Here is a 25,724-nt window from a genome sequence, read left to right as displayed (position 1 = left end):
TCCCGTTCAGCGCGCGAGCGCATAGTCGGCGATCGAGATGCCGAGCGCGGCTTCGACCGGCGGGTACACCGCCGCGTCGAACACCGACGACGACAGCGGAATGTGCGCCTTCGCCACCCGCAGCACGTGGATTTCCATCCCTTCCTTCAACTGGCCCGCGCTGACCGGGCGGCCTTCGGCATCGAGCGTCGTGATCACGTCGGGGTAGGTTGCGATCCGGGCGCCGTGCGCGTCGTCGACCGCCATGTGTTCGTTCATCACATGAATGACCGCGCGCTGCGTGCCGCTGCCAAGATGGACGAGGCCGACGTCGAATGCGTCGCGCGTGTATTCGAGCGTGTTGCGCTCGACCTTGCCGCTCGCGATGATCTCGCCATGCGTGGTCGCGCAGATCGCATCGATCACCGCGCTGCCGCCGCGCCGTTCGGCGTCGATGATCGCTTCGCCGAGCGCGAGTGCGCGGCTGATGCCGCCGAGCGCCGCATGCTGGCGCACGTACGATGCGCGAATCGGGTTGCGGCAGCTCGCGATGAAGCCGCCGGCCATGTCGGCCGCCTTGCGCAGCACCGGCGACACCTTCGCGGTCGCGCCGCGCACGACCACTTCCATGTATGCATGCCGTTCGCGGTTGCCGCCGGTAGCCGCCTGGATCATCGGCGCGGTGCTCGACGCGAGGCCGAGCGAGCCCATGTCGCCGGTCGGGTGCGCGCGGATGTCGCCCACCGCGTCGACCACCTTGGTGCCGAGCAGCGCGGACGGCAGCCATGCGTTCAGCGTGCTCGACATCCCGTTCTGCCCGATGATGAGCCCCGCGAGCGGCGCGCCGAGCGCGTCCTGCACGAGCTGCGCAGCCTTTACATAGTCGGCGCCGAGCATTTGCCAGTCGGTGAGGCCGCCCGGCGCGCCGATCGCGGCGGCCGTGGCGATCCACGCGTCGTCCGGCAACTCGTCGATGGTGACCAGTTCGGGGCGGCCGATCGTGACCGCGAGCGTGCCGAGTTCACGGCCGTGGTCGGCCCAGCCGCCGCCGCCGCATGCGAAAACCGAACCGCCCTTGACGGCGGCTTCGACGTCCTTCGAAGACAGAATGCGTCCCATGTGTCGTTTGTCCTGAGAGGGGAAAAAGGGCTGTACGCGCCGGCCGGAAAGCCTTGTGTGGCGGTACTGTCCAAACGATTCTAGGGACGCCGAATATTGAGCGTTATTGCTATTTTATGGAGACTTCATAACGTAATGTTAAGCGTAGGGTAATCCCGGTCACGCTCAAGCGACGGATGGCGAACGGGGCAAGCCGCCGGCGCCGATGCGACAGCGAAACGCAGGCTGGACAACGGTTTCCGCCTGTTCGGGTAACGAAATTCATGCCTCTGCGGCAAGCGCGTGCAGCGTGTCGATGAACTCGTGCGCGAGGCGCGACAGCGGCGCGAGCACCGGGTGCAGCACGCTGACCGGCGCGGCAATGGTCGGCACGATCGGCTTCACGACGATCTGCGGCCACACGGGCCCCGCGACCGTCAGTTCGTCGATCAGCGCGATGCCGGTGCCGGCCTGCGCGAGCGCGCACGCAACGTGTGCCTGCTGTACCTCGATCTTGACCTGCGGCACGAGCCCTTCGTCGCTGAACAGCCGCCGCACCAACTGCCCGAGCGGAATGTCGCTGCCGTAACCGATCAGCGGCTGGTTCGCGAGATCGCGCACGGCCAGCGTCTTGCGGCGCGCGAAGGGGTGTGACGCGGGCACGGCGGCGACCATCCGGTTTTCGTAGAGGAGCTGGCTTTCGACGTTCGGATGCGTGTCCTGCAGGAACGCGATGCCGAGCTCGACCTGCTGCGTCAGCACCGCCTGCAACAGCACGCTCGGGATCATCGTGTGCAGGATGATGCGCACGTCGGGAAAGCGCTCGTAGAACGTCGCGATCGCGCGCGGCAGCAGCGATTGCCCGAGATTGGGGCTGCACGCGATGCGCAGGTGGCCCATCCGGTTCTCGATCAGGTCTTCCGCAATTTCATTGACGCGCTGCACGCCCTGGTACACCGCGTTGACTTCGACGAACAGCCGCTGCGCTTCGGGCGTCGGGTAGAGCCGCCCCTTGATGCGCTCGAACAGCACGAGGCCGAGCCGTTGTTCGGCATACGAAATGAGCCGCGAGACGGCTGGCTGCGACACGTGCAGCAGCTTCGCGGCGCCGCTGATCGAGCCGGTCAGCATGATTGCTCGAAATACCTCGATCTGGCGCAGGTTCAGACGCACAGCCTTAACTCCATGTTATGTGGGAACGATAAATCGGCATGAGACATTCTGGCAGAGCGCTGCCTAAACTGCTCGTGATCAAAAAAGCAGGAGGCGAGATGAGCGAATTCGAGCAGGTGGTGCGCGGCCGGTTGGTCGATGCGTGCGAGGTGGTCGACGACGGCTGGCTCGCGATTCGGGGTGGACGGATTGCCGCACGCGGCGCGGGCGCGCCGCCGGCGGCACGCGACACGATCGATGCGCGCGGACAGTGGGTGCTGCCGGGCGTCGTCGACGGGCAGGTCCATGCGGCCAGCCAGGCGAACCAGGAGGGGCTCGGTCACGCGTCGCGTGCGGCCGCCGCCGGGGGCGTGACGGTGATGGTCGACATGCCGTACGACGATCCGGAACCGGTCGCGTCGCGCGCGCAGCTCGACCGCAAGATCGCGGAAGCCGAACGCGATTGCCACGTCGACGTCGCGCTGTACGGAACGCTCAACGCGAAGCACGGCCTCGAAGCGGCGGCCGGGCTGATCGACGGCGGCGTGTGCGCGTTCAAGTTCTCGACGTTCGAGGCGACGCCCGGCCGGTTCCCGCGCGTCGAGGAGGACGTGCTGTACGACGCGTTCCGAATGATCGCGCCTTCGGGGCTCGCCTGCGGCGTGCACAACCAGATGCAGGACCTGACGCGCAAGAACATCGCACGGATGATCGAAGCCGGCGACACGGGCTGGGACGCGTTCCTGCGTGCACATCCGCCGCTGATCGAGAACCTCGCGACTGCATTGATCTACGAGATCGGTGCGGAGACGGGCGCCCGCGCGCACGCGGTGCACGTGTCGACGTCACGCGGCTTCGCGCTGTGCAACATGTTCCGGCAGGCCGGCCATCGTGCGAGCATCGAGACCTGCGTGCAGTACCTGATGCTCGACCACGAAACGCATACGAAGCGGTTCGGCGCGAAGACGAAGCACTACCCGCCGATCCGGCCGCGCGCGGAGCAGGAACTGCTATGGACGCACATCGCGCGCGGCGAATGCACGTTCGTGTCGTCGGATCACGTGAGCTGGGGGCTCGAACGCAAGGGCGACCCCAACGTGTTCCGCAATGCGTCGGGCGGCCCGGGGCTTGAAACGCTGCTGCCCGCGTTCTGGACCGGCTGCGAGCAGCATGGCGTCGCGCCGACGCGCATCGCGGAACTGCTGGCGACGAACCCGGCGCGGCACTTCCTGCTCGACGATCGCAAAGGTTCGCTCGATGTCGGCGCCGATGCGGATTTCGTGATCCTGACGCCGGAACGCTACGCGTTCGATCCGTCGCGCAGCCTGTCGGCTGTGCAGTGGAGCGCGTTCGAAGGCATGGAATTCACCGTGCGGATCGCCGCCACCTACTGTCGCGGCGCGCTCGTGTACGACGGCGCACGCATTGTCAATCCGGCAGGCTCGGGCCGCTTCCTGAAGCCGCACGGCAGCCAATCGATCAAGACACAACCGGAGCAAGCATGAATCCGACGGTATTTCCTCCCCTGAACGCCGCGCGCCTGAACGCGCGTGTCGAGCAACTGGCGCGCTTTACGCGGCCCGATGTCCCGTGGACACGCCGCGCGTTCTCGCCGCTGTTCACGGAGGCGCGCGCATGGCTCGCCGCGCAGTTTGCCGAGGCCGGCCTCTCGGTCTCGATGGACGCGGGCGGCAACCTGATCGGCCGCCGTGAAGGCAGCGGCCGTTGCACGAAACCGCTCGTCACGGGGTCGCATTGCGACACGGTGGTCGGTGGCGGCCGCTTCGACGGCATCATCGGCGTGCTTGCCGGCATCGAGGTCGCGCATACGCTGAACGAACAGGGAATCGTGCTCGACCATCCGCTCGAGGTAATCGACTTCCTGTCCGAAGAACCGAGCGACTACGGCATTTCGTGCGTCGGCAGCCGCGCACTGTCGGGCGTGCTCGATGCCGGCATGCTGCGCGCGACCAATGCCGAAGGCGAAACGCTCGCCGAAGCGCTGCGCCGCATCGGCGGCAATCCGGATGCGCTGCGCGAACCGCTGCGCGCGCCGGGCAGCACCGCCGCGTTCGTCGAACTGCATATCGAACAAGGCCCCGTGCTCGAGACGCGCGGCTTGCCGATCGGCATCGTGACCAACATCGTCGGCATCCGGCGCGTGCTGATCACCGTGACGGGGCAGCCCGACCATGCGGGCACGACGCCGATGGACATCCGTCGCGACGCGCTCGTCGGCGCCGCGCACCTGATCGAGGCCGCGCATGCGCGCGCGTCGGCCCTGTCGGGCAACCCGCACTACGTCGTGGCGACGATCGGGCGGATCGCGATGACGCCGAACGTGCCGAACGCGGTGCCGGGGCAGGTCGAACTGATGCTGGAAGTGCGCAGCGACAGCGACGCGGTGCTCGACGATTTCCCCGAGGCGCTGCTGGCCGGTGCGGCCGCGCGGCTCGAGGGATTGCGATTGAGCGCGCGCGCCGAGCACGTGAGCCGTGCGCGGCCGACCGATTGCCAGCCGCTCGTGATGGACGCGGTCGAGCAGGCGGCCACGCAGCTCGGCTATCCGAGCATGCGGCTGCCGAGCGGCGCGGGACACGACGCCGTGTATGTCGCGCCGACCGGGCCGATCGGGATGATCTTCATTCCGTGTCTGGGCGGCCGCAGTCATTGCCCGGAAGAGTGGATCGAGCCTCAGCAGTTTCTCGACGGCACGCGCGTGCTATATCAAGCGCTGATGCAACTGGACAGCGCGCTTGCCGTACGCGAGGAAAGTCGGAAATGAGCGTGTGCTTCGCGCCCGTCGGGCGCGAAGCACGGGGTGATATCGGCGCAGGGAGGTTGACGCGCCGGGGAGCGCCGCGCACGGCTTGCATACCCGGGCTAGGGAGGGGGCAGGTAGCCGAGCCCCTCTCTGGCAAAGGGTCAGTGGCGGTGGATGGTTAGAGGGACCACGTCACGCCGGTGTGATCGCAAAGACGCGCGCGGGAAATCCCGACCCTCCCTTTGGCTTAGGCCACGTTGCGATGACCAACGCACCTGATTCCGATACCTCGTCAAGATTCGTCAACAGTTCGATCTGCCAGCGGTCTTGTGCGAGGACGTAGCGTTCGAGCGACCCATCGCCTCGACTGATAGCCAGGCCACCGTCGGTGTCGAGCGTTTCGTGCCCGCACGCAGTCGCACGTCGCTCCTCGAAGATGAAGCGAAGTGCGTCGAGTGTCCAGCCAGGGAAGTGCGCAATGCCGTCTTTATCGCGGTTCATCATTCTTGCGTGATCGGGCCAGCGTGCCGACCAGCCGCTTCGTTTCGCAACGAACGCGCCGCATGGAATACGTCCATGACGCATTTCCCAATCGTGCAAGTCGCGCACCGTCAGGCAATAGTCGGGGTTGCCGGCGACTTGCTCGCGAATATCGACGACAACGAGCGGAAGTACCATTTCGCTCACCGGTATCTCGTCGAGAAAGCGCTTGCCGGCAACAAAATGTGCGCCGGGATCGACGTGCGTTCCCCACTGGCCGACCAGGCTGTAACGGTGCGCGAGAAATCCTTGGCCCGATGTCCCTCGTGCGGGAGCGTGGTCGTACAGCACGATTCGCTCCTCCGCCTCGAAGAACGCCGAATGAGGGATCGACGCATCAAACGCATGCGTCAGATCCACGAACCGGCACTCGCGGAGCTGCCGTGCGAGTGCCCACAGGTCGAAAGCCATCGATGTCAGATCCGACCGAGGTTCGTGCGAGTCCGTTCGTTGACGATGTTGCCCGTGTTGATCGTCGTTTTCGGCTCGAGCAGCAGGCAGTGGACTTCGTCGGTGATGGCTTCCGGACAGTGCTCGATTCCCTTGGGAACGATCAGGTATTCGCCTTCCTCGACGACGATGTCTCCGCCATTTTCCGGATGCAGTTTCATCCGCAATTTTCCTTTTACGACAAAGAACAGTTCGTCCTCGTTGTCATGGTGATGCCAGTTGAACGTGCCGCTGAACTTGGCGAACTTGATCTGCGAATCGTTAATGTCGCCGCCGATCTTGGGCGACCAGTATTCGCTCACGGCGGAGAATGCCGCTGCGACGTTGACCTTGTTGAGATTCATGCCGTCACCCCTTCAATCTTGAAAATGGTATCGATCTGCGCCGGAAGCAGGCGCTTGACGAACGTACCCTGAAACAATGCACTGCCGACCGTGAACCCCCACGTTTTGGCATCGATCATGGCCTTGACGCGCACCTCGCCGTCGATGCTGCCGGCCGCGATGACCGGAACCGTTACGGCTTCCGTCACACGCCGTGTCAGCTCGGCCGGATCACCATCGCCTGCGAAGCGGTAGGCGAGCAGATCGAGCCCATGTACGCCAGGCATGGCAGCAATGCGCCGCGCATCCTCGACGATCTCGTCCATCGTTCCTTCGAGTACCGTCGGGTGTCCGACCGTACGGCCCGCAAACGGGAAATATTGAATCGACGAACCCTGCAGCATGGAGAGCGCATCCTCGACATGACGGCCGCCAAGCAGGTAGTCGACGCCGATATCGAGCGCTGCCTGGATCGATTCGAGTTCGCTTTCGCGACTTGTCGCGACAACTTCGAGCATGACCTTGCGGCCGTCGGCCCGGATACGTTGAGCCAGTTGCTTGAGCGAGGCGACCGGCAGACCGATATCCTTGAAACCGACATAGCGAACGGGACTGTGGCGCAGGCTGTCGTAGACCGTCAGCGCATCGGGAACGGTAGCGTCGTTCTCTGTCAGCATCAGTATGAAATGGGAGGACACGTCAGACTCCTTTGAAATTGGAAGAACTCACCCGGGATCGGGCGAATTGGTGGGCAGTTCGGAGAGCGACCTTCAGGCTGGCGGGATCCGCAATACCTTTTCCCGCAATGTCGAATGCGGTGCCGTGGTCGGGGCTCGTGCGCACGAATGGCAAGCCGACGGTGATGTTCACGCCGTCTTCGACGCCGGCGAGTTTCACGGGAATCAGGCCCTGGTCGTGATACTGGGCGACCACGATGTCGAACCGGCCCCGGCGCGCGTTCATGAACACGGTGTCGCCAGGCCATGGGCCGCTCGCATCGATGCCTTCGCCCCGGGCCAGTGCAATGGCCGGCGCGATGATGTCGATATCCTCCCGACCAAACAATCCGCCTTCACCGGCATGTGGATTGAGGCCCGCCACGGCCACGCGCGGATGCTCGATGCCCAGTTCCGTCATCGCCCGGTACGCAAGCCGGATGATCTTCAGTTCGCTTTCCACGGAGAGCTTCGCAATCGCGTCGCGCATCGAGCAGTGAACGGTGACGAGGATGGTGCGCAACGTCGGGTTGACCAGCATCATTGCGTATTCGCGTGTGCGGGAAAGGTCTGCGAGCATCTCGGTGTGACCGGGGTACGGTACACGCGCAGCAGCCAGCGCCTCCTTGTGGACAGGCGCGGTGCAGATGCCGGCAATCTGGTTTTGAACGGCGAGGTCGATCGCGGTGCGGATCGCATCGAATGCTGCCTGCCCGGCCTCGGCAGTCACCGTGCCGATCGGGAGATCAGGCGGCAGCGGATGACAACCCGGTACGCGCAGGACGTCCAGGAACCCGGGGCGGGGCGAAACGTCCGCCATGGCCTCGACCTCGCGAATTTCAAGTGGGACGCCGAGCGACGCGGCTGCTCGTCTGAATACGCCGGCGTCGCCAATCGCGAATGACGGATGGTCGGCAATGAAGGCCGCATCCGCGAACGTCTTGACGACGATCTCTGGCCCGATTCCGGCGGCGTCACCCATTGTTACTGCGATCAGGTTCTGTTTCATGGTCGAACTTCATTGGAGAGGGTTAATGCATGGATGCAAGCAAGCAGCGCGTCATCGTCGCCAAAGCCACCGGCCTTCGTGATCATTGGAAACGTGCCGTCTGCAGTGCGAACTTCGGCGAGGGGTATGCCGGGCAGGATTTCCCGACATACGCGTAGCGACAGAGCGGGCAGCGCGTCGACGATGCGTCGCGCGGTCTCTCCTCCCGTCACGACGAGACCGTCGCATGTGCCGCTGCGGATGAGATTTACCGCTCGAGTGACCAGGTCGTGCAATGCCGCTTGCCGTGCTTCGTGGGCAGGCAATCGCTCATCGCGGGTAGCCAGGACGTGAATGCCGGATTGCGAGCGGACCACGTCGAGCTGGCGTCTGGAGCGCGGATTGAGGCTGCCGACCACAAGCGATGGATGCCGCAGAAGCGGGGTGGGTTCGTACTCGGCATCGCGGTCGGGACCCGGACGCGGTAAGCCCCTCGCGAGAGCCCGTACCAGGCCGGTCGAGCCGGCGAGCAGCAAGTCGCGTCGTCCGGCGAATCGGCCGGCGATCGCGTCAAGCTCCGTCTCCGTGCGGGCGTCCACGACCACGGCATCGCACACCTCGAGCAGCTCGCGCGCATGTTCCGCATCTTGCGCGACTGCGAGATCGATGCCGCTCGCACGAAACAATGCAGACACGTCGGATTCGCGCACGGGCAATGTCGGGTCCCGACCAAACTCGGTTTCATGGACCGGTACGCCGTGGACAAATACCGCGCCAGCTTCAGTTGTACGTCCTGCCGAAGGGAAAGCGGGCGCAATCAACAACTTGCGCCGTCCCGACGCGGCAAGGGCCATTTTGCAATCCAGTGCGACCCGACCACGCAGCGTTGAATCGAATTGAAGCACGAGCACGTCGGCGTCGCGCCACGCTTGCGCGGCGTCGGCAACGATGCGGCTGTCTCGTGCCGAAGGGTTCTCTCTGGTATCGGTGTCGAGGCTCACGACCGCGGCACACGCAGTGCTGTCCGGTCGGGTCAGAACCGCGGTAGCCCAACCCCGCTCGGCAAAGGATGCGGTTCCGTCAAGTGCGCTGGTGAAGTCATCGGTGATGATGCGAATCTGCATGGGCCGCCTTGTGCTATGGTTGCAATCGCGTTTGGTTCGTTCATTCTTCCATTTTTGGATGGTTTTTTAAGAACCAAAAAATGCCCATTTTGGAGTCTCTATGGTTGCGAGCCGGTCGCCGAGGCAATCGTCACCGACGCTGCTGAATCTCGAAATCGACCGGCACTCGGGCGAGCCGATGTTTAGACAAATAGCGCGGCAACTGCGAGAAAAGATCGGAAGTGCTGCGTTACCGCACGGAGCGCGGCTGCCTCCGACGCGCGACCTGGCTGCGCAACTGGGCGTTGCGCGCAATTGCGTCGTCGAGGCATATGACGAAATGATTGCCGGTGGGCTGCTCGAGGGGCGTGGACGACGAGGGACTTTCATTGCGTCGACAGCTCCAGCCGATCTTGCTGAAGAAATCGGACACGATTGCCAGCCGGCCTTGCTGCGCCGCCTGCGAGAGCAGGCAAGTCGAGAAGCCGTCCCGGTGGACGCTGCGCACGACTGGCGGCTGGGTCAGGCGAACGTGCGTGCATTGCCGGTCGACGTGTGGCGAAAGGCCTGCCGTGAAGCAGGGCGACATTTGCCGCCGCCGGGGTATGGCGACCCGCGCGGTGATCTTGGCTTGCGAAGAGCGATCGTTGCCTGGCTCCACGAGCAGCGCTCGGTGCAGGTCGCTCCGGATCAGATCGTTGTTACACAAGGAACCGGCCACGCGCTTCAACTCGTCGCGCAAGCATTGCTGCACGAAGGCGACCTGTGTGCAACGGAGGATCCCGGTTACGGCGGCGCGGCACTGGCGTTCGCGCGGGCCGGTGCATCGTTGCGCTACGTTCCGGTCGACGCAGAAGGGATTCTGGTCGAGCGTATCGTCGGTGCCAGCGCTCCGCTCATGGTTCACGTTACGCCCACGCATCAGTATCCGCTCGGTGGACCTTTATCCGGAGCACGTCGCCAAGGGCTTGTCGCGCTAGCGCGTGAGCATCGGATTCTGATCGTTGAAAACGAATACGACTGCGAGTTTCATTACGCAGGGACTCGACATCCGCCGCTGTTTTCTGCCGCGCAGGAAAGTACGCTCCTTTTAAGCACATTCGCAAAGGCAGTGAGCCCCGCGTTGAGACTCGGCTTCATTGCGGCGCCACCCGCTGTCGCGACCGCGCTGACTGCGTATGTCGAGCGCGAACGCGTCCATGTATCGTGGCCGATCCAGAAAATCGTCGAAGCGTTGCTTGTTTCCGGCGAGTTGGATCGGCACCTCCGCCGCGTTCGACGACACTACGGCGCGATGCGCGATGTCATCCGCCGCAGGCTGGCCGAACATGCCGGATCGGTGACGGTCTGCGGTGACCACGGTGGCCTGCATATGGTCATCGTTGGCCGAAATCGGGCGTTTGATCTTGAACTGCGTACAGTCCTGCGCACGCGCGGCATCGTGTTCAATGAAGTTCGAGCGTTCACGAAACTGGCGCCCGATGCCGACGGACTCCTGTTCGGTTATGGACATATGAACGAGTCAGAGTTGTCACGATCGCTTGATCACCTGACTGAATGCCTGCGACGGGTGGATGCCGACGTCCGATAGGCAGTGGCGATAGATGGCCGGGCTGCGATGCGGGTCAAGCATCAGGCGCCGAGCGGCCCCGTTGCCTCGCGTGCGACCCACCCGGGCCCGGGTTCCGGCTGCACGTCGTGCGCATCGAGCGGCTCGCCGCATGCCGAGCACACCGAAACTGCGTGCATCACCTGACCACAGGTGCGATGGCGCAATTGCACCGGCGGCCCCTGGCCGTCGTCCTTCCAGCGGTCGCCCCATGTCATCAGCGCGAGCAGGGCCGGGTAGAGGTCGAGGCCTTTTTCCGTCAACCGGTATTCGAAGCGCGGCGGGCGTTCCTGATACGCACGCTTGACCAGCACGCCTTCGTCGACGAGGCGCGCGAGCCGCTCGGCCAGTACGTGGCGCGTGAGGCCCAGTTGCGTCTGGAACGCATCGAAGCGGCGGCAGCCGAGAAAGGCGTTGCGCAGGATCAGCATGGTCCAGCGATCGCCGAGCACCGCGAGCGTGCGCGCGACCGAACAGTTCAGCGTGCCGATGTCATCCCATTTCATCGTCGAGTCTCTTGCGTCGGTTCAGCGAAATAGCGGGTTCGATTATAGAACCCGCCTTCGGTTGTAACGGGCCCGGCCGCGTTGACAACGGCTGGTACCGTTGTCGATAATGAGTTCCAATTTAGAACTTACTGGCGCGACGACGCGCCTTCAACCTGGAGACAACCCGATGAATCCGCTTTCCCTCTCCGGTCTCGATCTGCTGCGTGCCGCAGCCGCCGGCGACGTGCCGCTCGCGTCGATTTCCGAAACGATCCCGATGCGTCCGCTGGGTGTCGAGCTCGGCTATGTGAAGTTTTCGGCGCGTGCGGACGGCCGGCACCTGAATCCGCTGGGTGGTGTGCACGGCGGGTTCGCCGCGACGGTGCTCGATTCGGTCACGGGCTGCGCGGTGCATTCGATGCTCGACGCGGGTGTCGGCTACGGCACGGTCGACCTGCACGTGAAGATGCTGCGTCCCGTGCCGCGCGACGTCGACCTGATCGCGGAAGGGCGCGTGATCCACCTGTCGCGTTCGCTCGGCGTCGCCGAAGGCACGCTGAAGACGCCGGACGACAAGATCGTCGCGCACGCATCGGCGACCTGCTTCATTCAGCGGCCGCAGTAACGGAGCGGACGGCGGCGTGCCGCCCCGGCCGTCCGACGTCATCCGAACGGCGCGCACGCGGAGGCGGCCATCGTGGCTGCAACCGGCATGAGCGACGCACACGTCGAAGGCTACCTGTAAGTATGTGCATTGGGCATCTGAAGCGTTCGCTTCAATGTGATAGCGTTTCTGCTTTCCACTGACGCGACAGGAACAGTATGGAATACCGCACACTCGGCGATTCGGGCATCGAGGTCAGCCTGATCGGTCTCGGCACGATGACGTGGGGCGAGCAGAATTCGGAGCGCGACGCCCACGAGCAGATCGATTACGCGCTCGGGCAGGGGGTCACGCTGATCGATGCCGCGGAGATGTATCCGGTGCCGCCGAAGCCCGAAACCCAGGGCCGCACGGAACAGTACATCGGCACCTGGCTCGCGCAGCACCGCGCGCAGCGCGGCCGGATCGTGCTCGCGACGAAGATCGCGGGCCCCGCGCGGCAGCCGCACAATCCGCGCCACATTCGCGGCGAAGGCAACCAGTTCGACCGCAAGAACCTGACCGAGGCGCTCGATGGCAGCCTCAAGCGCCTGCAGACCGACTATGTCGACCTGTATCAACTGCACTGGCCCGATCGCAGCACGACGACGTTCGGCCGTCCCGCGTATCCGTGGGTCGACGATGCGTATACGGTGCCGATCGAGGAAACGCTGGGCGTGCTCGCGGAATTCGTGAAGGCCGGCAAGGTGCGCGCGATCGGCGTGTCGAACGAAACGCCGTGGGGCGTCGCGCAGTTCCTGCGCGCGGCCGAGAAACTCGGGCTGCCGCGCATCGCGAGCATCCAGAATCCGTACAGCCTGCTGAACCGCACGTTCGAGAACGGCCTGTCCGAGTTCACGCATCGCGACGGCGTCGGCCTGCTCGCGTATTCGCCGCTTGCGTTCGGCTGGCTGTCCGGCAAGTACGAGAACGGCGCGCGTCCGGCCGGCGCGCGCATCACGCTGTTCGAGCGGTTCCAGCGTTACAGCAAGCCGCAGGCGGTTGAAGCGACGTCGCGCTATGTCGCGCTCGCAAAGCGCCATGGGCTGTCGCCCGCGCAGCTTGCGCTCGCGTTCGTCAATAGCCGGCCGTTCGTGCGCAGCAACCTGGTCGGCGCGACGTCGCTCGCGCAATTGAAGGAGAACATCGGCAGCATCGACGTGAAGCTGTCCGACGAGATCCTTGCCGAGATCGACGCGCTGCACGAACTGCAGCCGAACCCGGCGCCGTAAACGGCGAACGGCCCGCGCGGCACGGATGCCGCGACGGGCCGCGTCCGACGCGCATCGGCGCGCCGGCGCTTCTTTCCTTGCGGCGGTTACCGCATCCCGAGCCGCGAGCGCGCGACCAGCAGTGCCGCGAGACTCAACACCGCGCAGCCCATCAGGTACAGTGCCGGCGACAGCCGGTTGCCCGTCGCGCTGATCAGCCACGTGATCATGAACGGCGCGAAGCCGCCGAACAGCGTGACACCCGTGTTGTAGCTGACCGCGAGACCGGTCGCGCGGGTCTGCGCCGGGAACAGCTCGGCCATCAGCGCCGGCAGCGCGCCGCAGTACGTCGCCTTCAGCACGCCGATCCAGATCAGCGCGGCGAGCATCGTCGCGAATGATGCGTGATGCGTGAGCCACACGAACGTCGGCCAGACGGTAGCGAGCATCAGCACGGCGGCCGCCATCATCACGCGGATCCGCCCGGTGCGATCGGACAGGTGGCCGACGAGCGGCGTGACGAGGGTCAGCACGAAGCCGGTCGCAAGCGTCGCCGCGAAGCCTGTCGAGGCCGGCAGCCCGAGCTGCTTGATCGCATACGTCGGCATGTACAGCACCATGTAGTTGATCGCGGTCGAGATCACGAGCACGCCGATCGACAGCAGCACGCGCATCTTCTGGTCCGCGAACAGTTCGCGCACGGGCGCTTCGGAGCGCGCCTGCGTCTTGAACTCGATCCCTTCGTCGACGTAGCGGCGGATGTAGAGCCCGACCGGGCCGATCGCGAGGCCGAACAGGAACGGCACGCGCCAGCCCCAGCTTTCGAGTTGCGCGGTGCTCAGCGTCGTCGTCAGCAGCGCACCGAAGCCCGATGCGAGCAGCGTCGCGAGCCCCTGGCTCGCGAACTGCCAGCTCGACATGAAACCGCGCCGCTGCGGCGCATGTTCGACCAGGAACGCGGTCGAGCTCGCGAATTCGCCGCCGGCGGAAAAGCCCTGCATCAGCCGCGACAGCATGATCCCGAGTGGTGCGAGGATGCCAATCGACGCGTAGGTCGGCATCAGAGCGATCAGCAGCGTGCCGACCATCATCATCCCGATCGACAGCAGCAGCGATGCCTTGCGGCCCGCGCGGTCCGCGTAGGCGCCGAGCACGAAGCCGCCGATCGGCCGGATCAGGTAGGACAGCCCGAACGTGCCGAGCGTGAGCAGCAGCGACGTCGCTTCGCTCGTGGCGGGGAAGAACAGCTTGGCGATCGTCACCGCGAAAAAGCCGTAGACGATCAGGTCGAACCATTCGAGCGCATTGCCGATCGAGGCGGCGAAGATGATGCGCCGGATCTTCGCGGCGCTGGGACGCGCGGCGTCCTGCGAGGTCAGGGTGGTCGTATTCATCGTGTGAGCAGGTCCCGAGAAAGGGCGAAGCGCGTTACAGGGCGGCGCCGGCCGCGGCGGGTGCCGCGCGGCGAACGGGCGGCGCGGCGTCGCCGAGATCCCAGAAGAGGCCGGCCATCATTTGCAACCCCTCGCGCACGACGCTCGCGAGCAGGTGCTCGTCGGGCGCGTGCTGCGAGCACGCCGGATACGAGTGCGGCACCCACAGCGTCGGCAGTCCGAGTGTGTCGGCGAACACTTCGTTCGGCAGCGTGCCGCCGAGGTTCGGCAGGATCGCGGGCTTCTTGCCGGTCGTGCGCGCCAGCGACGCGACGGCCCAGCGGACCCATGGATCGTCTGGCGGCAGGCGCGTCGCCGGTGCGCCGCGTTCGACGTCGATCTCGATGTCGGCGAAGCCGTGCGTATCGAGATGCGCGCGCAGGTGCGCGTGCAGCGCTTCCCAGTCGGTGCCGACCACGAAACGCAGCTGGCAGTGCGCATACGCGACGGGCGGAATCGCATTGACCGGATGGTCGGGATTGCCGGCCTTGAACGCCAGGATCTCGAACGTATTCCAGCCGAACACGCGCTCGGCGGCGGAGAGGCCGGGCTCGCCCCAGTCGGCGTCGAGCGCCGGATCGCCGGGGCCGCCGCCGACGGACAGGTCGGCGAGCGCGGCGCGCACGGCGGCCGGGATCGGCGGCGGGCGCAGCCCTGCCACGCGGATCGCGCCGCGCGCATCCACGAGGCTCGCGAGCGCGTTCGCGAGCACGGTCGCCGGGTTGCGCAGCAGCCCGCCCCAGTTGCCGGAATGGTGGCCGCCGTCGCGTGCGCGCAGGCTCAGCTTGAAGTTGACGGCGCCGCGCGAGCCGAGGAACACGGTCGGGCGTTCCGCGGTGACGCGCGGCCCGTCGGACGCGATCAGCACGTCGGCCGCGAGCGCATCGCGCTCCTGGCGGCACAGTGCGTCGAGGCCCGGCGAGCCCGTTTCCTCACCCATCTCGATCAGCAGTTTCGCGTTGAAGCCGAGCCGGCCGCCGCGTGCGTCGAGCACGCTCGCCAGCGCGGCCAGGTTGATCGTGTGCTGGCCCTTGTTGTCGGCACTGCCGCGGCCGTACCAGCGATCGCCGTCGGCGGTCAGCGTCCATGGCGACAGCGGCGCGCGCCATTGCGCGTCGTAGCCGCGCACGACGTCACCGTGGCCGTAGATCAGGACGGTCGGCAGCGCGTCGTCCTCGTGACGCGACGCCAGCAGGAACGGACTGCCGCCGTCGACAGGGTTCTCGACAATCCGCGACGTGAAGCCGAGGCGCGCGGCTTCCGGCGCGATCTCGTCGGTCAGGTACGCGCGCAGCGCGGCGCCCGCGCCGCTGTCCTGGCTTTCGGTGCGCAGGCCGACGCGGCGGCTCAGGGTTGTGAAGAACGCGCCCGATTCGAACTGGTTCAGCGCGTGCTGGATGGCGGCGGTACGGCTCAAGACGTGTCTCCTCTGTCGGTTTTCCGGCGGGCGCGGCGCGCGCTCAACCGGGAGTGCGATCGATTCTAGAAAGCCGTTTTTTTTGTCACAATGATCGAATTTCGAACATTTCTTTGCCGAAAAGGCAAAGCGAATCGGCTCGGACGACGGGCTCGGGGACAGAACGATGGCGGCTTTCCTGCATGGTCTTGCACTGCGGTACTTCGTCGAAGTGGCGCGCACCGGGTCGATCAGCGACGCATCGGCGCGATTGCACGTGGCCGTCTCGGCAATCAGCCGGCAGATCGCGAAGCTCGAGAGCGAACTCGGCGCGCCGCTGTTCGAGCGCCGGCCGCGCGGGATGGCGCTGTCGGAGGCCGGCGAACGGCTGCTGGGCTTCGCGCAGCGCAGTCTGCTGGAGGCCGAGCACGTGATGAAGGAAATCGGCGGGCTCGAGGCGCTGCACGGCAGCCTGCTGAAGATCGTCTGCTCGGAAGGGTTCGCGATCGATTTTCTGCCCGGCGTGCTCGCAAGCTTCAAGGCGCGCCACCCGGGCGTCGAGTTCTCGGTGTGGGTCATGTCGCCGGCGGAGGTCACGCGGCGCGTGCGCGACGGCGATGCCGACATCGGGCTGACGTTCAGCCTGGCGCCGGAGCAGGGCGTGCGCGTCGAACACACGGAGCGTGCGCCGGTCTTCGCGCTCGTGCGGCGCGACCATCCGCTTGCAGCGCGTGACGCGGTGTCGCTCGCCGATGTCGCCGGGCACCCGCATGTGTTGCCCGAGGCCGGCACGACGGTGCGTCAGCTGATCGACATCGCATGCGTGCTCGACGGGATCATGCTGGAGCCGGAGCTGACCAGCAACAACACCGCGGTGATGTACCGCTACGCGCAGCGTACCGGTGCGGTGATGTTCACGGGTCTGCTGTCGGTGCGCGACCGCTTCGACGCGGACGGCTTCGTCGTCGTGCCGGTGACGAACCCGCAGTTGCGCGAGCGCAGCATCCAGGTGCAGACCATGGCGGGACGCGATCTGCCCGCGTCGGTGCGCGCGTTTCGCGACCATCTGATCGATGTGATGAGCGCCGCGTCGCCTGCGCCGGTTGCCGCGCGCAGCCCGAGACGCCCGGGCGTGAGATAATCGCGAATCCGCCTTCCATGTCCGTGCGGCTCGCCGAGCCGCATCGCCCCTGTTCGACGCCAAATTGAAGAACCTGATTGTCACCCTCGATCGCGCCGGCGAGTTCGACGAGATCATCGACGTGCGTACGCCGCTCGAGTTCGCCGAGGATCATATTCCCGGCGCGCTGAACGCGCCCGTGCTCAGCAACGAGGAGCGCGTGATCGTCGGCACGATGTACCGCCAGGTGTCGCCGTACGAAGCGACGCGCGTCGGCGCGGCGATGGTCGCACGCAACATCGCGCGCCATCTCGACACGACGTTTGCCGACCGTCCGCGCAACTGGCGGCCGCTGATCTACTGCTGGCGCGGCGGCAAGCGCTCGGGCTCGATGACGACCTGGTTCAACCTGATCGGCTGGCAGGCGCGCCAGCTCGACGGCGGCTACAAGTCTTACCGTCATTCGGTGTGCGCGACGCTCGACACGCTGCCGACGCGGTTTCGCTACATCGCGCTCGTCGGTCATACGGGCTGCGGCAAGACGCGACTGCTGAACGCGCTGCGCGACGTGGGGGCGCAGACGCTCGATCTCGAGGCGCTCGCGCGTCATCGCGGCTCGTTGCTCGGCGCACTGCCGGGAAAACCGCAGCCGTCGCAGAAGGGGTTCGATTCGGGGCTCGTCGAGACACTCGGGCATTTCGACCCCGAATGGCCCGTGTTCGTCGAATCGGAAAGCCGCAGGATCGGGCTCGTGCACCTGCCGATCGCGCTGATCGATGCGTTTCACGCCGGGCCGTGGGTGCAGGTCGACGCGGCGCACGACGAGCGCATTGCGTTCCTCCTTGAAGACTACGCCCACCTGTTCGACGATCCAGCCGCGTTCAAGGCGCAGCTCCATCGGCTGATCGGCCTGCACAGCCGGGACCGGGTGGCGCACTGGAATGCGCTGATCGATGCCGACGCGCGGGCCGACCTGTTCACCGAACTGATCGACAAGCATTACGATCCGGCCTATGCGCGCACCTACCGTGCAACGTACGACACGCCGAACCTGGCGCTGACGTTCACGTTCCAGCCGAATGCGGCCGACGTGCGCGATCAGGCGCGCACGTTGCTGGCCCGGCTCGCGCAAGCGGGGCTGCCTGCGTCGGCCGCGCTGGCGGCAGGCGTGGAATCCACAACCGAGAAAGACCAATCGAGCACCACACGATGACGACCACACGCACTCAACCCAGTCCGGCGCTCGGCTGGATGACCTTCCTGCTGATCGCGGTCGCGGGACTGTTCTACGTGAAATGGTTCCCGTACTACAACAAGGCGTTCGTCGCCGCCGAGCATCATTCGATCGGCCAGTCGATCCTGATGGGCACGTCGGCGAGCGCGCCCGAGCCGTCGCTGAAGGCGGCGCTCGACTACGCGTGGGCGTACGGCAAGGCGATCTGGCAGGCGATGGTGCTCGGCCTGCTGCTCGGTTCGGCCGTGCAGGCGCTGCTGCCCGCGCACTGGGTCGCGCGCGCGCTCGGCCGCACCGGCTTCGGCAGTGTCGCCGCGGGCGGCCTGCTGTCGCTGCCCGGCATGATGTGCACGTGCTGCGCGGCACCGGTCGTCGCGGGCCTGCGCGCGCGGCACGCGTCGCCGGGCGGCGCGGTCGCGTTCTGGCTCGGCAACACGGTGCTGAATCCGGCTGCGCTCGTGTTCATGGGTTTCGTGCTCGGCTGGCACTGGAGCGCGCTGCGGCTCGTGCTCGGCATTGCGATGGTGTTCGGGATCGGCTATCTGCTGAACCGCGTCGCGCGCCCGGAGGACCGCAGCATCGACGACGCGCAACTCGCTGCGCTGGTGGCCGAGCAGGCCGCGGCCGGCAATCCGTTCATCCGCTGGATCAAGCTGCTCGCGCGCATGGCCGTGCGGCTCGTGCCCGAATACATCGTGCTCGTGCTGCTGCTCGGCGCGGCGCGCGCATGGCTGTTCCCGCACATCGGCCCGGAGATCGGCAACCATCTCGGCTGGATCATCGCGTTCGCGGTCGCGGGCACGTTGTTCGTGATCCCGACGGCCGGCGAGGTGCCGATCATCCAGGCGATGCTGTCGCTCGGCATGGGCGTCGGCCCGGCCGCCGCGCTGCTGATGACGCTGCCGCCGATCAGCGTGCCGTCGCTCGCGATGCTCGCGCGTTCGTTCAAGCCTTACATGCTGGCGATCGTCACGGGCCTCGTCGTCGTGTTCGGGATCGCGAGCGGGCTGCTCGCGATCGCGTTCGGGTTCTGACGGGCACGCGGGCGGGACGGCAAGCGGGCGCGACAGCCGGACACGTCCGGCTCGCGTGCCCGACCGGCCAACGGGCACGACAGGCCCGGCAGCCGGCAACCGAACCTGCGTGATGGCCGTTGCGCCGCGTGCAGGCTGATTCTGCCGCGCGATCGTCGTAATTTATCCGGCACCGCTGCTTCACGCGCGGTGACCTTTACAAGAAGCAAACAGGAAAACGCATGACCCAACCGAAGATTCATCCTCGACTCGAAAAGGCGCTGACGCGCGGCGATCTCGCGATCCGCCAGGCCAATTCCGCGCGGGCGACGGCCGTGCTGAACGCGCTCGGCACGATGATCATCGAAGCCTCCGCCACGATCGGCGTCGAGGCCAGCATCGAGATTCCGCAGGGCGATCGCATTTACGATCCGATGAACGGCTTGTGGCCGCAGAAGATGCTGGTGTCGTTCGACGGCCCGGTCGACGAAGCCGACGCGGAAGAACTGCGTGCGGTCTATCTGGTCGCCGACGATCCGGGTACGCAGTTCCGCGTCGAATGGCATCGCGCGGACGGCAAGCTCGGCCGCCAGGAAGGCGGCCCGCTGGCGACCGTCGCGTTCCTGACCGACGTCGAGATCCCGTGGAGCGACGACGACGAGTAACGTCGTCGTGGTTTCGTCGTATCAAGCTGGCGCCGTGCTCGCCGGCCGTCAGCGCATCAGCCGCCGCCGGAACAGCCACGCAGAGACCACGAATCCGCCGACCGCATAGCCGGCGAGCACCGCCAGATGCAGGCCGACGTCCGTCGCCGGCCGGCCGAGCATCGCGGGCCGGATCAGTTCGACCGCGTTCGCGAGCGGCAGCATGTGCGCCGCGTGCTGCGCGATCGGCGGCAGCTGCGTGATCGGGAAGAACACGCCCGACAGCAGCAGCATCGGCGTCAGCACGAGCGTCTGATAAAACATGAAGAAATCGTAGGACGGCGCGAGTGCGGTGACGATCATCGCGGTGCTCGCGAACGCGAGGCCGGCGAGCGCGATCACGGGCAGCGCCGCGAGCATCGACGGAAACTGCGCATAGCCGAGCAGGCCCGCGACGAGCATGATCGCGACGCCCGACAGCAACGCCTTGCTCGCGCCCCAGACAATCTCCCCGAGCACGATGTCGCCCAGCGCGAGCGGCGTGTGCATGATCGCTTCCCAGGTGCGCTGCACGTGCATCCGCGAGAAGCCCGAATACATCGACTCGAAGCTCGCGGACATCATCACGCTCGAACCGACCGTGCCGGCCGCGAGGAACGCGATATACGACACGCCGTCGACGTGGCCGAGCATCAGGCCGAGCCCGAACCCCAGCCCGAACAGGTAGATCATCGGATCGGCGAGGTTGCCGAACAGCGATGCGAGCGCGAGCTTGCGCCACACGAGATAGTTGCGCCGCCATACGGCGATCCAGTTGGTCGCATTCGCGGGCAGCGCGATCGCGAAGCGGGATTCGCGTGGCGGTGCGGACGGCGCGGCGGCGGAATAGTTGCGTACGTCCATGATCGATCAGTCCTGCATTTCGCGGCCCGTGAGCCGCAGGAACACGTCCTCCAGATTGGCCGGACGATGCAGATAGCGCAACCCTGAACGACCCTTGAGTCGTGCACTGAGCGGCTCGGGATCGGTCACGTAGCAGAACAGTGTTTCGCCGCTGATCTCGGTGTGCTTCGCGAACGGCGCCAACTCGTCGCGCAGCGTGACCGGGTCGGGCCCGTAGATCTCGATCACGTCGCAGCCGATCTCCGATTCGATCAGCGCATGCGGCGCGCCTTCTGCTATCTTGCGGCCTTCCTCGATCACGCACAGCCGGTCGCACAGGCGCTCGGCTTCCTCCATGAAATGCGTGGTGATCAGGATCGTCTTGCCGCGCGCGAGCAGCGAGCGCAACCGCTCCCACATCAGGTGCCGCGCCTGCGGATCGAGGCCCGTCGTCGGCTCGTCGAGCACCAGTACGTCGGGATCGTTGACGAGCGCGCGGGCAAGCGTCAGACGCCGCTTCATTCCGCCCGACAGCTCGCCGACCTTCGCATCGGCCTTGTTTTCCAGCTTCGCGAACTCGAGCAACGGCTGCACGAGCGCACGTGCAGCCTGCGCGGACATCCCGAAATAGCGGCTGAACACGAGCAGGTTTTCGCGGACCGTGAAGTCGGGATCGAGGTTGTCGAACTGCGGGACGACACCGACGCGCTGGCGCGCATGCCGCGCGCGCGACGGAACCGGTTCGCCGCACAGTGAAATGGCGCCGGCATCGGGATACACGAGACCGAGCAGCATCTTCAGCGTCGTGGTCTTGCCGGCGCCGTTCGGCCCGAGCAGTCCGTAGCATTCGCCGGCCTGCACGTGGAACGACAGGTCGTTGACGACGAGCTTGTCGCCGTAGCGCTTTTCGACGTTCCGGAAATCGATCGGTGCAACGGACATGGGCAGGTTGTCGTTGTAAGCGGGCGCGGGCGTGTTTCACAGCCGGCCGGATGGGCATGCGGCGTGCGAACGGATCGGGCGCAGGCGTGTCACATGGGCATGATCGGGGCGAACGCACACCGACGGCACGAACGGGCCATTCTAGTGCATCGGCTGCGTCTCTTCAGGGCATGCCCGTGCGGCACGGTGCATGCGCGCACGGATCGTGCACCGCATCATCGCCGACGCGCCCCGCGTGGCGAATCAGCGTTTTCCATCCCTTGCGTCCGGAATTGCGGCGCACCATGATGAGTGCATAGGGCACGTAGTCGCGATAGGGAGGTTTCATGGCTAGCTACAACAAGATTCTGCTGTGCTACGACGGCACGCTCGAAGGACGCAAGGCATTGCGGTGCGGTGCCAATCTCGCGCTGGACCTGAAGGCGGAAACGCATTTGCTGTCGGTGGTCGACATGCGCTCGAGCATCGCGCAAAGCGCAGGGTTGCTGACCGACGTCGCGTGCGGCCGCTTCGAGGAAACCGCGCGCGAGATCCTGCAGGAAGGCGTGAACTGGCTGCGCGAGCGTGGCGTCCAGGCGGAAGGCCATTTCGCGTTCGGCTATCCGATCGACGAAATCGCGAATCTCGCGACGGAGTTGAAGGCCGACCTCGTCGTCGTCGGCCATCGGTGCCGCAGCGGGTTGTCGAGATGGTGGATGGGGTCGGGCAACACGCAACTGCTCGATCGCGTGAGCTGCAGCATTCTGGTCGCATGCTCGTCGGCCGAAGAGCAAAAGGCCGAGATCGCGCGCGAACGCGAAGCGGCCACCGCGAACGGCAAGTGACGCAGTAATCGCGTGACCGGCCGGATTGTCCTGCGATTCAGGCCGGTCGCGTGCCGTGCCGCATCAGCGGCGCCTGGTCCGATCGCGACCGCTTACGCGTGCAGGTCGATCGCGGACAGTTTCCACGAGAACAGGCCGAAGCGGTGGAAGATCGCCGCATAGCGTGTGCCGTCGGCACTGCGCTGGTAGGTCACGACGAATTCATCGATATTCCTGTAGCCGGCACTCGTTTGCTGCGGATGACCCGCATCGCTTGGGCTCGCTGGCGCTGGCGCGGGTGCAGGCGCAGCCGAGGCGGTGGGACTGCTGCCCGGTACGGGTGCGCTCGCCGGATTGGCCGGCGGCACGGCCGGTGCGTTTCCGGGCGCACCGCCTGACGGCGGACCCGACCATTCGGGTGGCCGCTCGCCCGGATTACCGCGCGGCGGGATGCCGCTCATCAGCGCCGCCACACCTTCCGGTGTCGCATAGGCATCGACCAGCGGGCCGATCAATGCAGATCCGATCAGCGCGCCAATCACCGCGAGCGGATTGTCCTTCTTGACCGCGTCGATCCGGCGCATCAACTCGTCCGTGACCTGCTGCTTCAGGCTGATGCGCAGCGACGGAAAATCGACATATTCGCTGACCGCCTGCCCATCGCGCGCGTCGATCGCCGATTTCAGGCGACTGAGCGCGACGTACGGCGACGCGTATGCATAGCCGATCGCCACCAGGGCGGCGACGGCCAGCACGACGATCAGCAGGGGCTTGAGCCGCCTGGCGCGGCCCGAAGATCCAGTCACGATGCCTCCGGTGCGGACAGGTTCCGCAATCAGAGACCGCCGTGCGTGGCCGATCGTTCCTCGTCGATGCAGCGATCGATCATCCGGCACACGGCATCGATCGTCCCGACCATGATGAGCCGCGATCGACCGTGATAGACGCGCACGGGTGCACGGCGCGCCGGTTCCGCGTGATTCAGGCCGGCGTTCAGCGAGACCCGCGCGAATGCGGGGAGCGCTGACGGCAGCAGCGACGCCTGCCGTTCAACTGCGACTTCTTGGCTCACCACGGGCGCCGCGGCGGACAGCGGTGCGCAGGGCGTGCGGCCGCGCAGGTGACGCAGGCGACCGAATTGACGGAAAGGCAGCAAACGGGAAAGGCGTTCCATGATGTTCTCCTCAGCGAGACCGATTGTCAGAGTTCGCCCGAGCGGATCAGCCCGACGGCGATGCCTTCCAGCGCGAATTCCGCGCTGCCGGCCTTGACGAAGATGTTTTCGTAATCCGGGTTCTCCGCGATCAGCTCGAGGCCGCCGGGCCGGCGCATCAGGCGCTTGACCGTGACGTCGTCGCCGAGACGCGCGACGATGATCTGGCCGTCCTTCGCTTCCGTGCGCTTCTGCACGGCGAGGAGGTCGCCGTCGAGAATGCCGGCGTCGCGCATCGACAGGCCGCGCACCTTCAGCAGGTAGTCGGGCTTGCTCGTGAACAGCGCGGGATCGCACGCGTAATGCTGCGAGATATGCTCCTGCGCGAGGATCGGGCTACCGGCCGCGACCCGGCCGACGAGCGGCAGCGACAGTTGCATCAGGCCGGCGTGCGGCAGCGTGAACTGGTGCGGCGCATCGTCGATGCCGAGCAGGCGGATGCCGCGCGACGCGCCGGCGGCCAGCTCGATCACGCCCTTGCGCGCCAGCGCACGGAGATGCTCCTCGGCCGCATTCGGCGAGCTGAAACCCAGCTCGGCCGCGATCTCGGCACGCGTGGGCGGGAAACCGGAGCGCTCGATCGCGCGGCGGATCAAGTCGAACACTTGCTGTTGACGGGCGGTGAGTTTGGTCATGGCTGAACTGTATGGATAGACAGTGAGCTGTATTTTTATACAGTACTTCGCGAATTTCAAGTGTTACTTGAGGTTCGACGCGATCGCGCCGGTTCCGGCGCGATTTCGCGATGTCCGGACGCCGGTTCGTCTGCCGCAACCGTCCGTCCCGTCTGCGTTAGCACTTTTGAGTATTAAAAAATGAAGAACGATTATTTTTAATCATGTAACCCGTTCGCTAGACTGGCCCGACATCGCAATACCGACAACACTGGAGAACCAAGGATGGCGAAGCGCAATACGGGGCTGGCGGGCGGAGCGGGCCGCCTGATCGCAACACTCGCGCTGGGCGCGGCGGCGGCGCTGGGCGTCGCGACACATGCCCAGGCCGATACGACGTTCCTGAACGTGTCCTACGACCCGACGCGCGAGCTGTACCAGGACTTCAACCAGGCGTTCGGCAAGGAGTGGAAGGCGAAGACGGGCGAGACGGTCAACTTCAAGCAGTCGCACGGTGGCTCGGGCGCGCAGGCGCGCTCGGTGCTCGACGGCCTGCAGGCCGACGTCGTGACGCTCGCGCTGGCCTACGACATCGACGCGCTCGCCAACAAGGGGCTCGTCAACAAGGACTGGCAGAAGCGCTTGCCGGACAACGCGTCGCCGTACACGTCGACGATCGTGTTCCTGGTGCGCAAGGGCAACCCGAAAGGGATCAAGGACTGGGACGACCTGACGAAGCCGGGCATCTCGATCGTCACGCCGAACCCGAAGACCTCGGGCGGCGCGCGCTGGAACTACCTGGCCGCATGGGCGTACGCCGTCCACAAGCCGGGTGGCAACGAGCAGACCGCGAAGGAATTCGTGACGAAGCTCTACAAGAATGCGGGCGTGCTCGACTCGGGCGCGCGCGGTGCGACGACGAGCTTCGTGCAGCGCGGGATCGGCGACGTGCTGATCGCGTGGGAGAACGAGGCGTTCCTGTCGGTCAAGGAATTCGGCACCGACAAGTTCGAGATCGTCGTGCCGTCGGTGAGCATCCTGGCCGAGCCGCCCGTTGCCGTGGTCGACAAGGTGGTCGACAAGAAGGGCACGCGCAAGCTGGCCGAGGCCTACCTGAATTTCCTGTACAGCCCGCAGGGCCAGGAGATCGCGGCGCGCAACGACTACCGTCCGCGTTCGAAGAACGTGCCGGCGAACCTGACGAAGCAGTTCCCGAAGCTGAAGCTGTACACGGTCGACGACACGTTCGGCGGCTGGACGAATGCGCAGAAGACGCATTTCGCGGACGGCGGTGTGTTCGACTCGATCTACAAGCCGCAGTAACGCCAGGCAGCAACCCATAACGACAGCGGCGTGCCACGACAGC

Annotated in this window: 27 protein-coding genes; 11 read left to right on the top strand and 16 right to left on the bottom strand. The window is 65.9% G+C overall.

Annotated elements, in window-relative coordinates; translation table 11 throughout:
- Positions 1-6 precede the first annotated feature (6 nt).
- Both DIE15_RS09515 and DIE15_RS09510 read right to left on the bottom strand, forming a co-directional pair.
- Positions 7-1,098: a DUF917 domain-containing protein gene (locus tag DIE15_RS09515; RefSeq protein WP_124833063.1), complete on the bottom strand. Its 1,092-nt coding sequence runs from the start codon at positions 1,096-1,098 to the stop codon at positions 7-9.
- 261 nt (positions 1,099-1,359) lie between these two features.
- Positions 1,360-2,250 (bottom strand): LysR family transcriptional regulator, encoded by an 891-nt coding sequence (locus DIE15_RS09510; protein WP_124833062.1) that lies wholly within the window; start codon positions 2,248-2,250, stop codon positions 1,360-1,362.
- A 98-nt stretch (positions 2,251-2,348) separates the two neighbouring features.
- Here DIE15_RS09510 and DIE15_RS09505 point away from each other — a divergent pair, with 98 nt between their 5' ends.
- Both DIE15_RS09505 and DIE15_RS09500 read left to right on the top strand, forming a co-directional pair.
- Positions 2,349-3,734: a dihydroorotase family protein gene (locus tag DIE15_RS09505; protein WP_124833061.1), complete on the top strand. Its 1,386-nt coding sequence runs from the start codon at positions 2,349-2,351 to the stop codon at positions 3,732-3,734.
- Complete coding sequence (locus DIE15_RS09500; protein WP_124833060.1) at positions 3,731-5,014, top strand: Zn-dependent hydrolase; 1,284 nt, start codon at positions 3,731-3,733, stop codon at positions 5,012-5,014. The genes DIE15_RS09505 and DIE15_RS09500 overlap by 4 nt, the downstream gene beginning before the upstream one ends.
- Before the next feature lie 171 nt (positions 5,015-5,185).
- Here the strand turns inward: DIE15_RS09500 and DIE15_RS09495 are convergent, their stop codons facing one another.
- From DIE15_RS09495 to DIE15_RS09475, 5 genes are read right to left on the bottom strand one after another with little or no spacing between them, the layout of a single operon-like run.
- Entirely contained in the window at positions 5,186-5,944 is a 759-nt protein-coding gene (locus DIE15_RS09495; protein WP_082664567.1) for a cyclase family protein, read from the bottom strand.
- Positions 5,945-5,949: 5 nt separating this feature from the next.
- Positions 5,950-6,327 (bottom strand): cupin domain-containing protein, encoded by a 378-nt coding sequence (locus tag DIE15_RS09490; protein ID WP_057924400.1) that lies wholly within the window; start codon positions 6,325-6,327, stop codon positions 5,950-5,952.
- A complete protein-coding gene (locus DIE15_RS09485) occupies positions 6,324-7,004 on the bottom strand; it encodes a 4-hydroxythreonine-4-phosphate dehydrogenase (protein ID WP_242431747.1) in 681 nt (226 codons plus the stop codon). The genes DIE15_RS09490 and DIE15_RS09485 overlap by 4 nt, the downstream gene beginning before the upstream one ends.
- A gap of 1 nt (position 7,005) precedes the next feature.
- Entirely contained in the window at positions 7,006-8,031 is a 1,026-nt protein-coding gene (gene pdxA / locus DIE15_RS09480; protein WP_057924402.1) for a 4-hydroxythreonine-4-phosphate dehydrogenase PdxA, read from the bottom strand.
- Positions 8,028-9,134: a four-carbon acid sugar kinase family protein gene (locus DIE15_RS09475; RefSeq protein WP_124833059.1), complete on the bottom strand. Its 1,107-nt coding sequence runs from the start codon at positions 9,132-9,134 to the stop codon at positions 8,028-8,030. The genes pdxA and DIE15_RS09475 overlap by 4 nt, the downstream gene beginning before the upstream one ends.
- A 100-nt stretch (positions 9,135-9,234) precedes the next feature.
- On the opposite strand from DIE15_RS09475, the gene DIE15_RS09470 reads away from it, so the two are divergent.
- Positions 9,235-10,704 carry a PLP-dependent aminotransferase family protein gene (locus DIE15_RS09470; protein ID WP_124833058.1) on the top strand — a complete coding sequence of 490 codons (1,470 nt, stop codon included), beginning with the start codon at positions 9,235-9,237 and terminating at the stop codon, positions 10,702-10,704.
- A gap of 41 nt (positions 10,705-10,745) precedes the next feature.
- Here DIE15_RS09470 and DIE15_RS09465 read toward each other — a convergent pair whose 3' ends face one another.
- Entirely contained in the window at positions 10,746-11,228 is a 483-nt protein-coding gene (locus tag DIE15_RS09465) for a helix-turn-helix domain-containing protein (RefSeq protein ID WP_057924407.1), read from the bottom strand.
- Positions 11,229-11,397: 169 nt separating this feature from the next.
- Here DIE15_RS09465 and DIE15_RS09460 point away from each other — a divergent pair, with 169 nt between their 5' ends.
- Entirely contained in the window at positions 11,398-11,835 is a 438-nt protein-coding gene (locus tag DIE15_RS09460; RefSeq protein ID WP_006757989.1) for a PaaI family thioesterase, read from the top strand.
- Between the two features lie 197 nt (positions 11,836-12,032).
- Positions 12,033-13,085 (top strand): NADP(H)-dependent aldo-keto reductase, encoded by a 1,053-nt coding sequence (locus tag DIE15_RS09455; protein WP_124833057.1) that lies wholly within the window; start codon positions 12,033-12,035, stop codon positions 13,083-13,085.
- An 86-nt stretch (positions 13,086-13,171) separates the two neighbouring features.
- Here the strand turns inward: DIE15_RS09455 and DIE15_RS09450 are convergent, their stop codons facing one another.
- Entirely contained in the window at positions 13,172-14,458 is a 1,287-nt protein-coding gene (locus DIE15_RS09450; RefSeq protein WP_057924409.1) for an MFS transporter, read from the bottom strand.
- Positions 14,459-14,492: 34 nt separating this feature from the next.
- Entirely contained in the window at positions 14,493-15,914 is a 1,422-nt protein-coding gene (locus tag DIE15_RS09445; RefSeq protein WP_057924410.1) for a M20 family metallopeptidase, read from the bottom strand.
- A gap of 166 nt (positions 15,915-16,080) precedes the next feature.
- Between DIE15_RS09445 and DIE15_RS09440 the strand changes: the two genes are divergently transcribed.
- From DIE15_RS09440 to DIE15_RS09425, 4 genes are all read left to right on the top strand, one after another.
- Positions 16,081-17,034 (top strand): LysR family transcriptional regulator, encoded by a 954-nt coding sequence (locus DIE15_RS09440; RefSeq protein ID WP_124833056.1) that lies wholly within the window; start codon positions 16,081-16,083, stop codon positions 17,032-17,034.
- Positions 17,035-17,098: 64 nt separating this feature from the next.
- A complete protein-coding gene (gene mnmH / locus DIE15_RS09435) occupies positions 17,099-18,226 on the top strand; it encodes a tRNA 2-selenouridine(34) synthase MnmH (RefSeq protein WP_124833055.1) in 1,128 nt (375 codons plus the stop codon).
- Positions 18,223-19,281 carry a permease gene (locus DIE15_RS09430; RefSeq protein WP_124833054.1) on the top strand — a complete coding sequence of 353 codons (1,059 nt, stop codon included), beginning with the start codon at positions 18,223-18,225 and terminating at the stop codon, positions 19,279-19,281. The genes mnmH and DIE15_RS09430 overlap by 4 nt, the downstream gene beginning before the upstream one ends.
- A 221-nt stretch (positions 19,282-19,502) precedes the next feature.
- Positions 19,503-19,925, top strand: a complete 423-nt coding sequence (locus DIE15_RS09425; protein WP_057924414.1) for a hypothetical protein — start codon at positions 19,503-19,505, stop codon at positions 19,923-19,925.
- Positions 19,926-19,973: 48 nt separating this feature from the next.
- Here DIE15_RS09425 and DIE15_RS09420 read toward each other — a convergent pair whose 3' ends face one another.
- From DIE15_RS09420 to DIE15_RS36950, 3 genes are all read right to left on the bottom strand, one after another.
- Positions 19,974-20,807: an ABC transporter permease gene (locus tag DIE15_RS09420; protein WP_057924415.1), complete on the bottom strand. Its 834-nt coding sequence runs from the start codon at positions 20,805-20,807 to the stop codon at positions 19,974-19,976.
- A 6-nt stretch (positions 20,808-20,813) separates the two neighbouring features.
- The gene (gene nodI / locus DIE15_RS09415) at positions 20,814-21,728 is read right to left on the bottom strand and encodes a nodulation factor ABC transporter ATP-binding protein NodI (RefSeq protein ID WP_057924416.1); all 915 of its coding nucleotides are present in this window, start codon (positions 21,726-21,728) and stop codon (positions 20,814-20,816) included.
- 163 nt (positions 21,729-21,891) lie between these two features.
- Positions 21,892-22,056, bottom strand: a complete 165-nt coding sequence (locus DIE15_RS36950) for a hypothetical protein (protein ID WP_160327430.1) — start codon at positions 22,054-22,056, stop codon at positions 21,892-21,894.
- Here DIE15_RS36950 and DIE15_RS09410 point away from each other — a divergent pair.
- Positions 22,055-22,552: a universal stress protein gene (locus DIE15_RS09410; protein ID WP_057924417.1), complete on the top strand. Its 498-nt coding sequence runs from the start codon at positions 22,055-22,057 to the stop codon at positions 22,550-22,552. The two genes, DIE15_RS36950 and DIE15_RS09410, sit on opposite strands and share 2 nt — an antisense overlap.
- Before the next feature lie 92 nt (positions 22,553-22,644).
- Here the strand turns inward: DIE15_RS09410 and DIE15_RS09405 are convergent, their stop codons facing one another.
- Genes DIE15_RS09405 through lexA form a run of 3 tightly spaced genes read right to left on the bottom strand, consistent with a single transcriptional unit; the run spans position 22,645 to position 24,379 of the window.
- A complete protein-coding gene (locus DIE15_RS09405; RefSeq protein WP_124833052.1) occupies positions 22,645-23,337 on the bottom strand; it encodes a DUF2939 domain-containing protein in 693 nt (230 codons plus the stop codon).
- Between the two features lie 29 nt (positions 23,338-23,366).
- A complete protein-coding gene (locus tag DIE15_RS09400; RefSeq protein WP_057924419.1) occupies positions 23,367-23,705 on the bottom strand; it encodes a hypothetical protein in 339 nt (112 codons plus the stop codon).
- Positions 23,706-23,731: 26 nt separating this feature from the next.
- Positions 23,732-24,379 (bottom strand): transcriptional repressor LexA, encoded by a 648-nt coding sequence (lexA, locus tag DIE15_RS09395; protein WP_006754655.1) that lies wholly within the window; start codon positions 24,377-24,379, stop codon positions 23,732-23,734.
- 264 nt (positions 24,380-24,643) lie between these two features.
- On the opposite strand from lexA, the gene DIE15_RS09390 reads away from it, so the two are divergent.
- Positions 24,644-25,681: a sulfate ABC transporter substrate-binding protein gene (locus DIE15_RS09390; RefSeq protein WP_057924420.1), complete on the top strand. Its 1,038-nt coding sequence runs from the start codon at positions 24,644-24,646 to the stop codon at positions 25,679-25,681.
- Positions 25,682-25,724: the final 43 nt, after the last annotated feature.

Source organism: Burkholderia sp. Bp9031, from assembly GCF_003857965.1.
In the GTDB taxonomy this organism is placed as follows: Bacteria; Pseudomonadota; Gammaproteobacteria; order Burkholderiales; family Burkholderiaceae; genus Burkholderia; species Burkholderia ambifaria_A.
Note: the sequence above shows the minus strand (reverse complement) of the source record. Positions and strands in the feature narration are given on the sequence as shown.

Excerpts from the sequence above, each read along its gene's own strand:
- DIE15_RS09515 (WP_124833063.1), bottom strand. The coding sequence starts at position 1,098 with ATGGGACGCATTCTGTCTTCGAAGGACGTCGAAGCCGCCGTCAAGGGC.
- DIE15_RS09505 (WP_124833061.1), top strand. The coding sequence starts at position 2,349 with ATGAGCGAATTCGAGCAGGTGGTGCGCGGCCGGTTGGTCGATGCGTGC.
- DIE15_RS09500 (WP_124833060.1), top strand. The coding sequence starts at position 3,731 with ATGAATCCGACGGTATTTCCTCCCCTGAACGCCGCGCGCCTGAACGCG.
- DIE15_RS09495 (WP_082664567.1), bottom strand. The coding sequence starts at position 5,944 with ATGGCTTTCGACCTGTGGGCACTCGCACGGCAGCTCCGCGAGTGCCGG.
- DIE15_RS09490 (WP_057924400.1), bottom strand. The coding sequence starts at position 6,327 with ATGAATCTCAACAAGGTCAACGTCGCAGCGGCATTCTCCGCCGTGAGC.
- pdxA (WP_057924402.1), bottom strand. The coding sequence starts at position 8,031 with ATGAAACAGAACCTGATCGCAGTAACAATGGGTGACGCCGCCGGAATC.
- DIE15_RS09475 (WP_124833059.1), bottom strand. The coding sequence starts at position 9,134 with ATGCAGATTCGCATCATCACCGATGACTTCACCAGCGCACTTGACGGA.
- DIE15_RS09470 (WP_124833058.1), top strand. The coding sequence starts at position 9,235 with ATGGTTGCGAGCCGGTCGCCGAGGCAATCGTCACCGACGCTGCTGAAT.
- DIE15_RS09465 (WP_057924407.1), bottom strand. The coding sequence starts at position 11,228 with ATGAAATGGGATGACATCGGCACGCTGAACTGTTCGGTCGCGCGCACG.
- DIE15_RS09460 (WP_006757989.1), top strand. The coding sequence starts at position 11,398 with ATGAATCCGCTTTCCCTCTCCGGTCTCGATCTGCTGCGTGCCGCAGCC.
- DIE15_RS09455 (WP_124833057.1), top strand. The coding sequence starts at position 12,033 with ATGGAATACCGCACACTCGGCGATTCGGGCATCGAGGTCAGCCTGATC.
- DIE15_RS09450 (WP_057924409.1), bottom strand. The coding sequence starts at position 14,458 with ATGAATACGACCACCCTGACCTCGCAGGACGCCGCGCGTCCCAGCGCC.
- DIE15_RS09440 (WP_124833056.1), top strand. The coding sequence starts at position 16,081 with ATGGCGGCTTTCCTGCATGGTCTTGCACTGCGGTACTTCGTCGAAGTG.
- DIE15_RS09430 (WP_124833054.1), top strand. The coding sequence starts at position 18,223 with ATGACGACCACACGCACTCAACCCAGTCCGGCGCTCGGCTGGATGACC.
- DIE15_RS09425 (WP_057924414.1), top strand. The coding sequence starts at position 19,503 with ATGACCCAACCGAAGATTCATCCTCGACTCGAAAAGGCGCTGACGCGC.
- DIE15_RS09420 (WP_057924415.1), bottom strand. The coding sequence starts at position 20,807 with ATGGACGTACGCAACTATTCCGCCGCCGCGCCGTCCGCACCGCCACGC.
- nodI (WP_057924416.1), bottom strand. The coding sequence starts at position 21,728 with ATGTCCGTTGCACCGATCGATTTCCGGAACGTCGAAAAGCGCTACGGC.
- DIE15_RS09410 (WP_057924417.1), top strand. The coding sequence starts at position 22,055 with ATGGCTAGCTACAACAAGATTCTGCTGTGCTACGACGGCACGCTCGAA.
- DIE15_RS36950 (WP_160327430.1), bottom strand. The coding sequence starts at position 22,056 with ATGAAACCTCCCTATCGCGACTACGTGCCCTATGCACTCATCATGGTG.
- DIE15_RS09400 (WP_057924419.1), bottom strand. The coding sequence starts at position 23,705 with ATGGAACGCCTTTCCCGTTTGCTGCCTTTCCGTCAATTCGGTCGCCTG.
- lexA (WP_006754655.1), bottom strand. The coding sequence starts at position 24,379 with ATGACCAAACTCACCGCCCGTCAACAGCAAGTGTTCGACTTGATCCGC.
- DIE15_RS09390 (WP_057924420.1), top strand. The coding sequence starts at position 24,644 with ATGGCGAAGCGCAATACGGGGCTGGCGGGCGGAGCGGGCCGCCTGATC.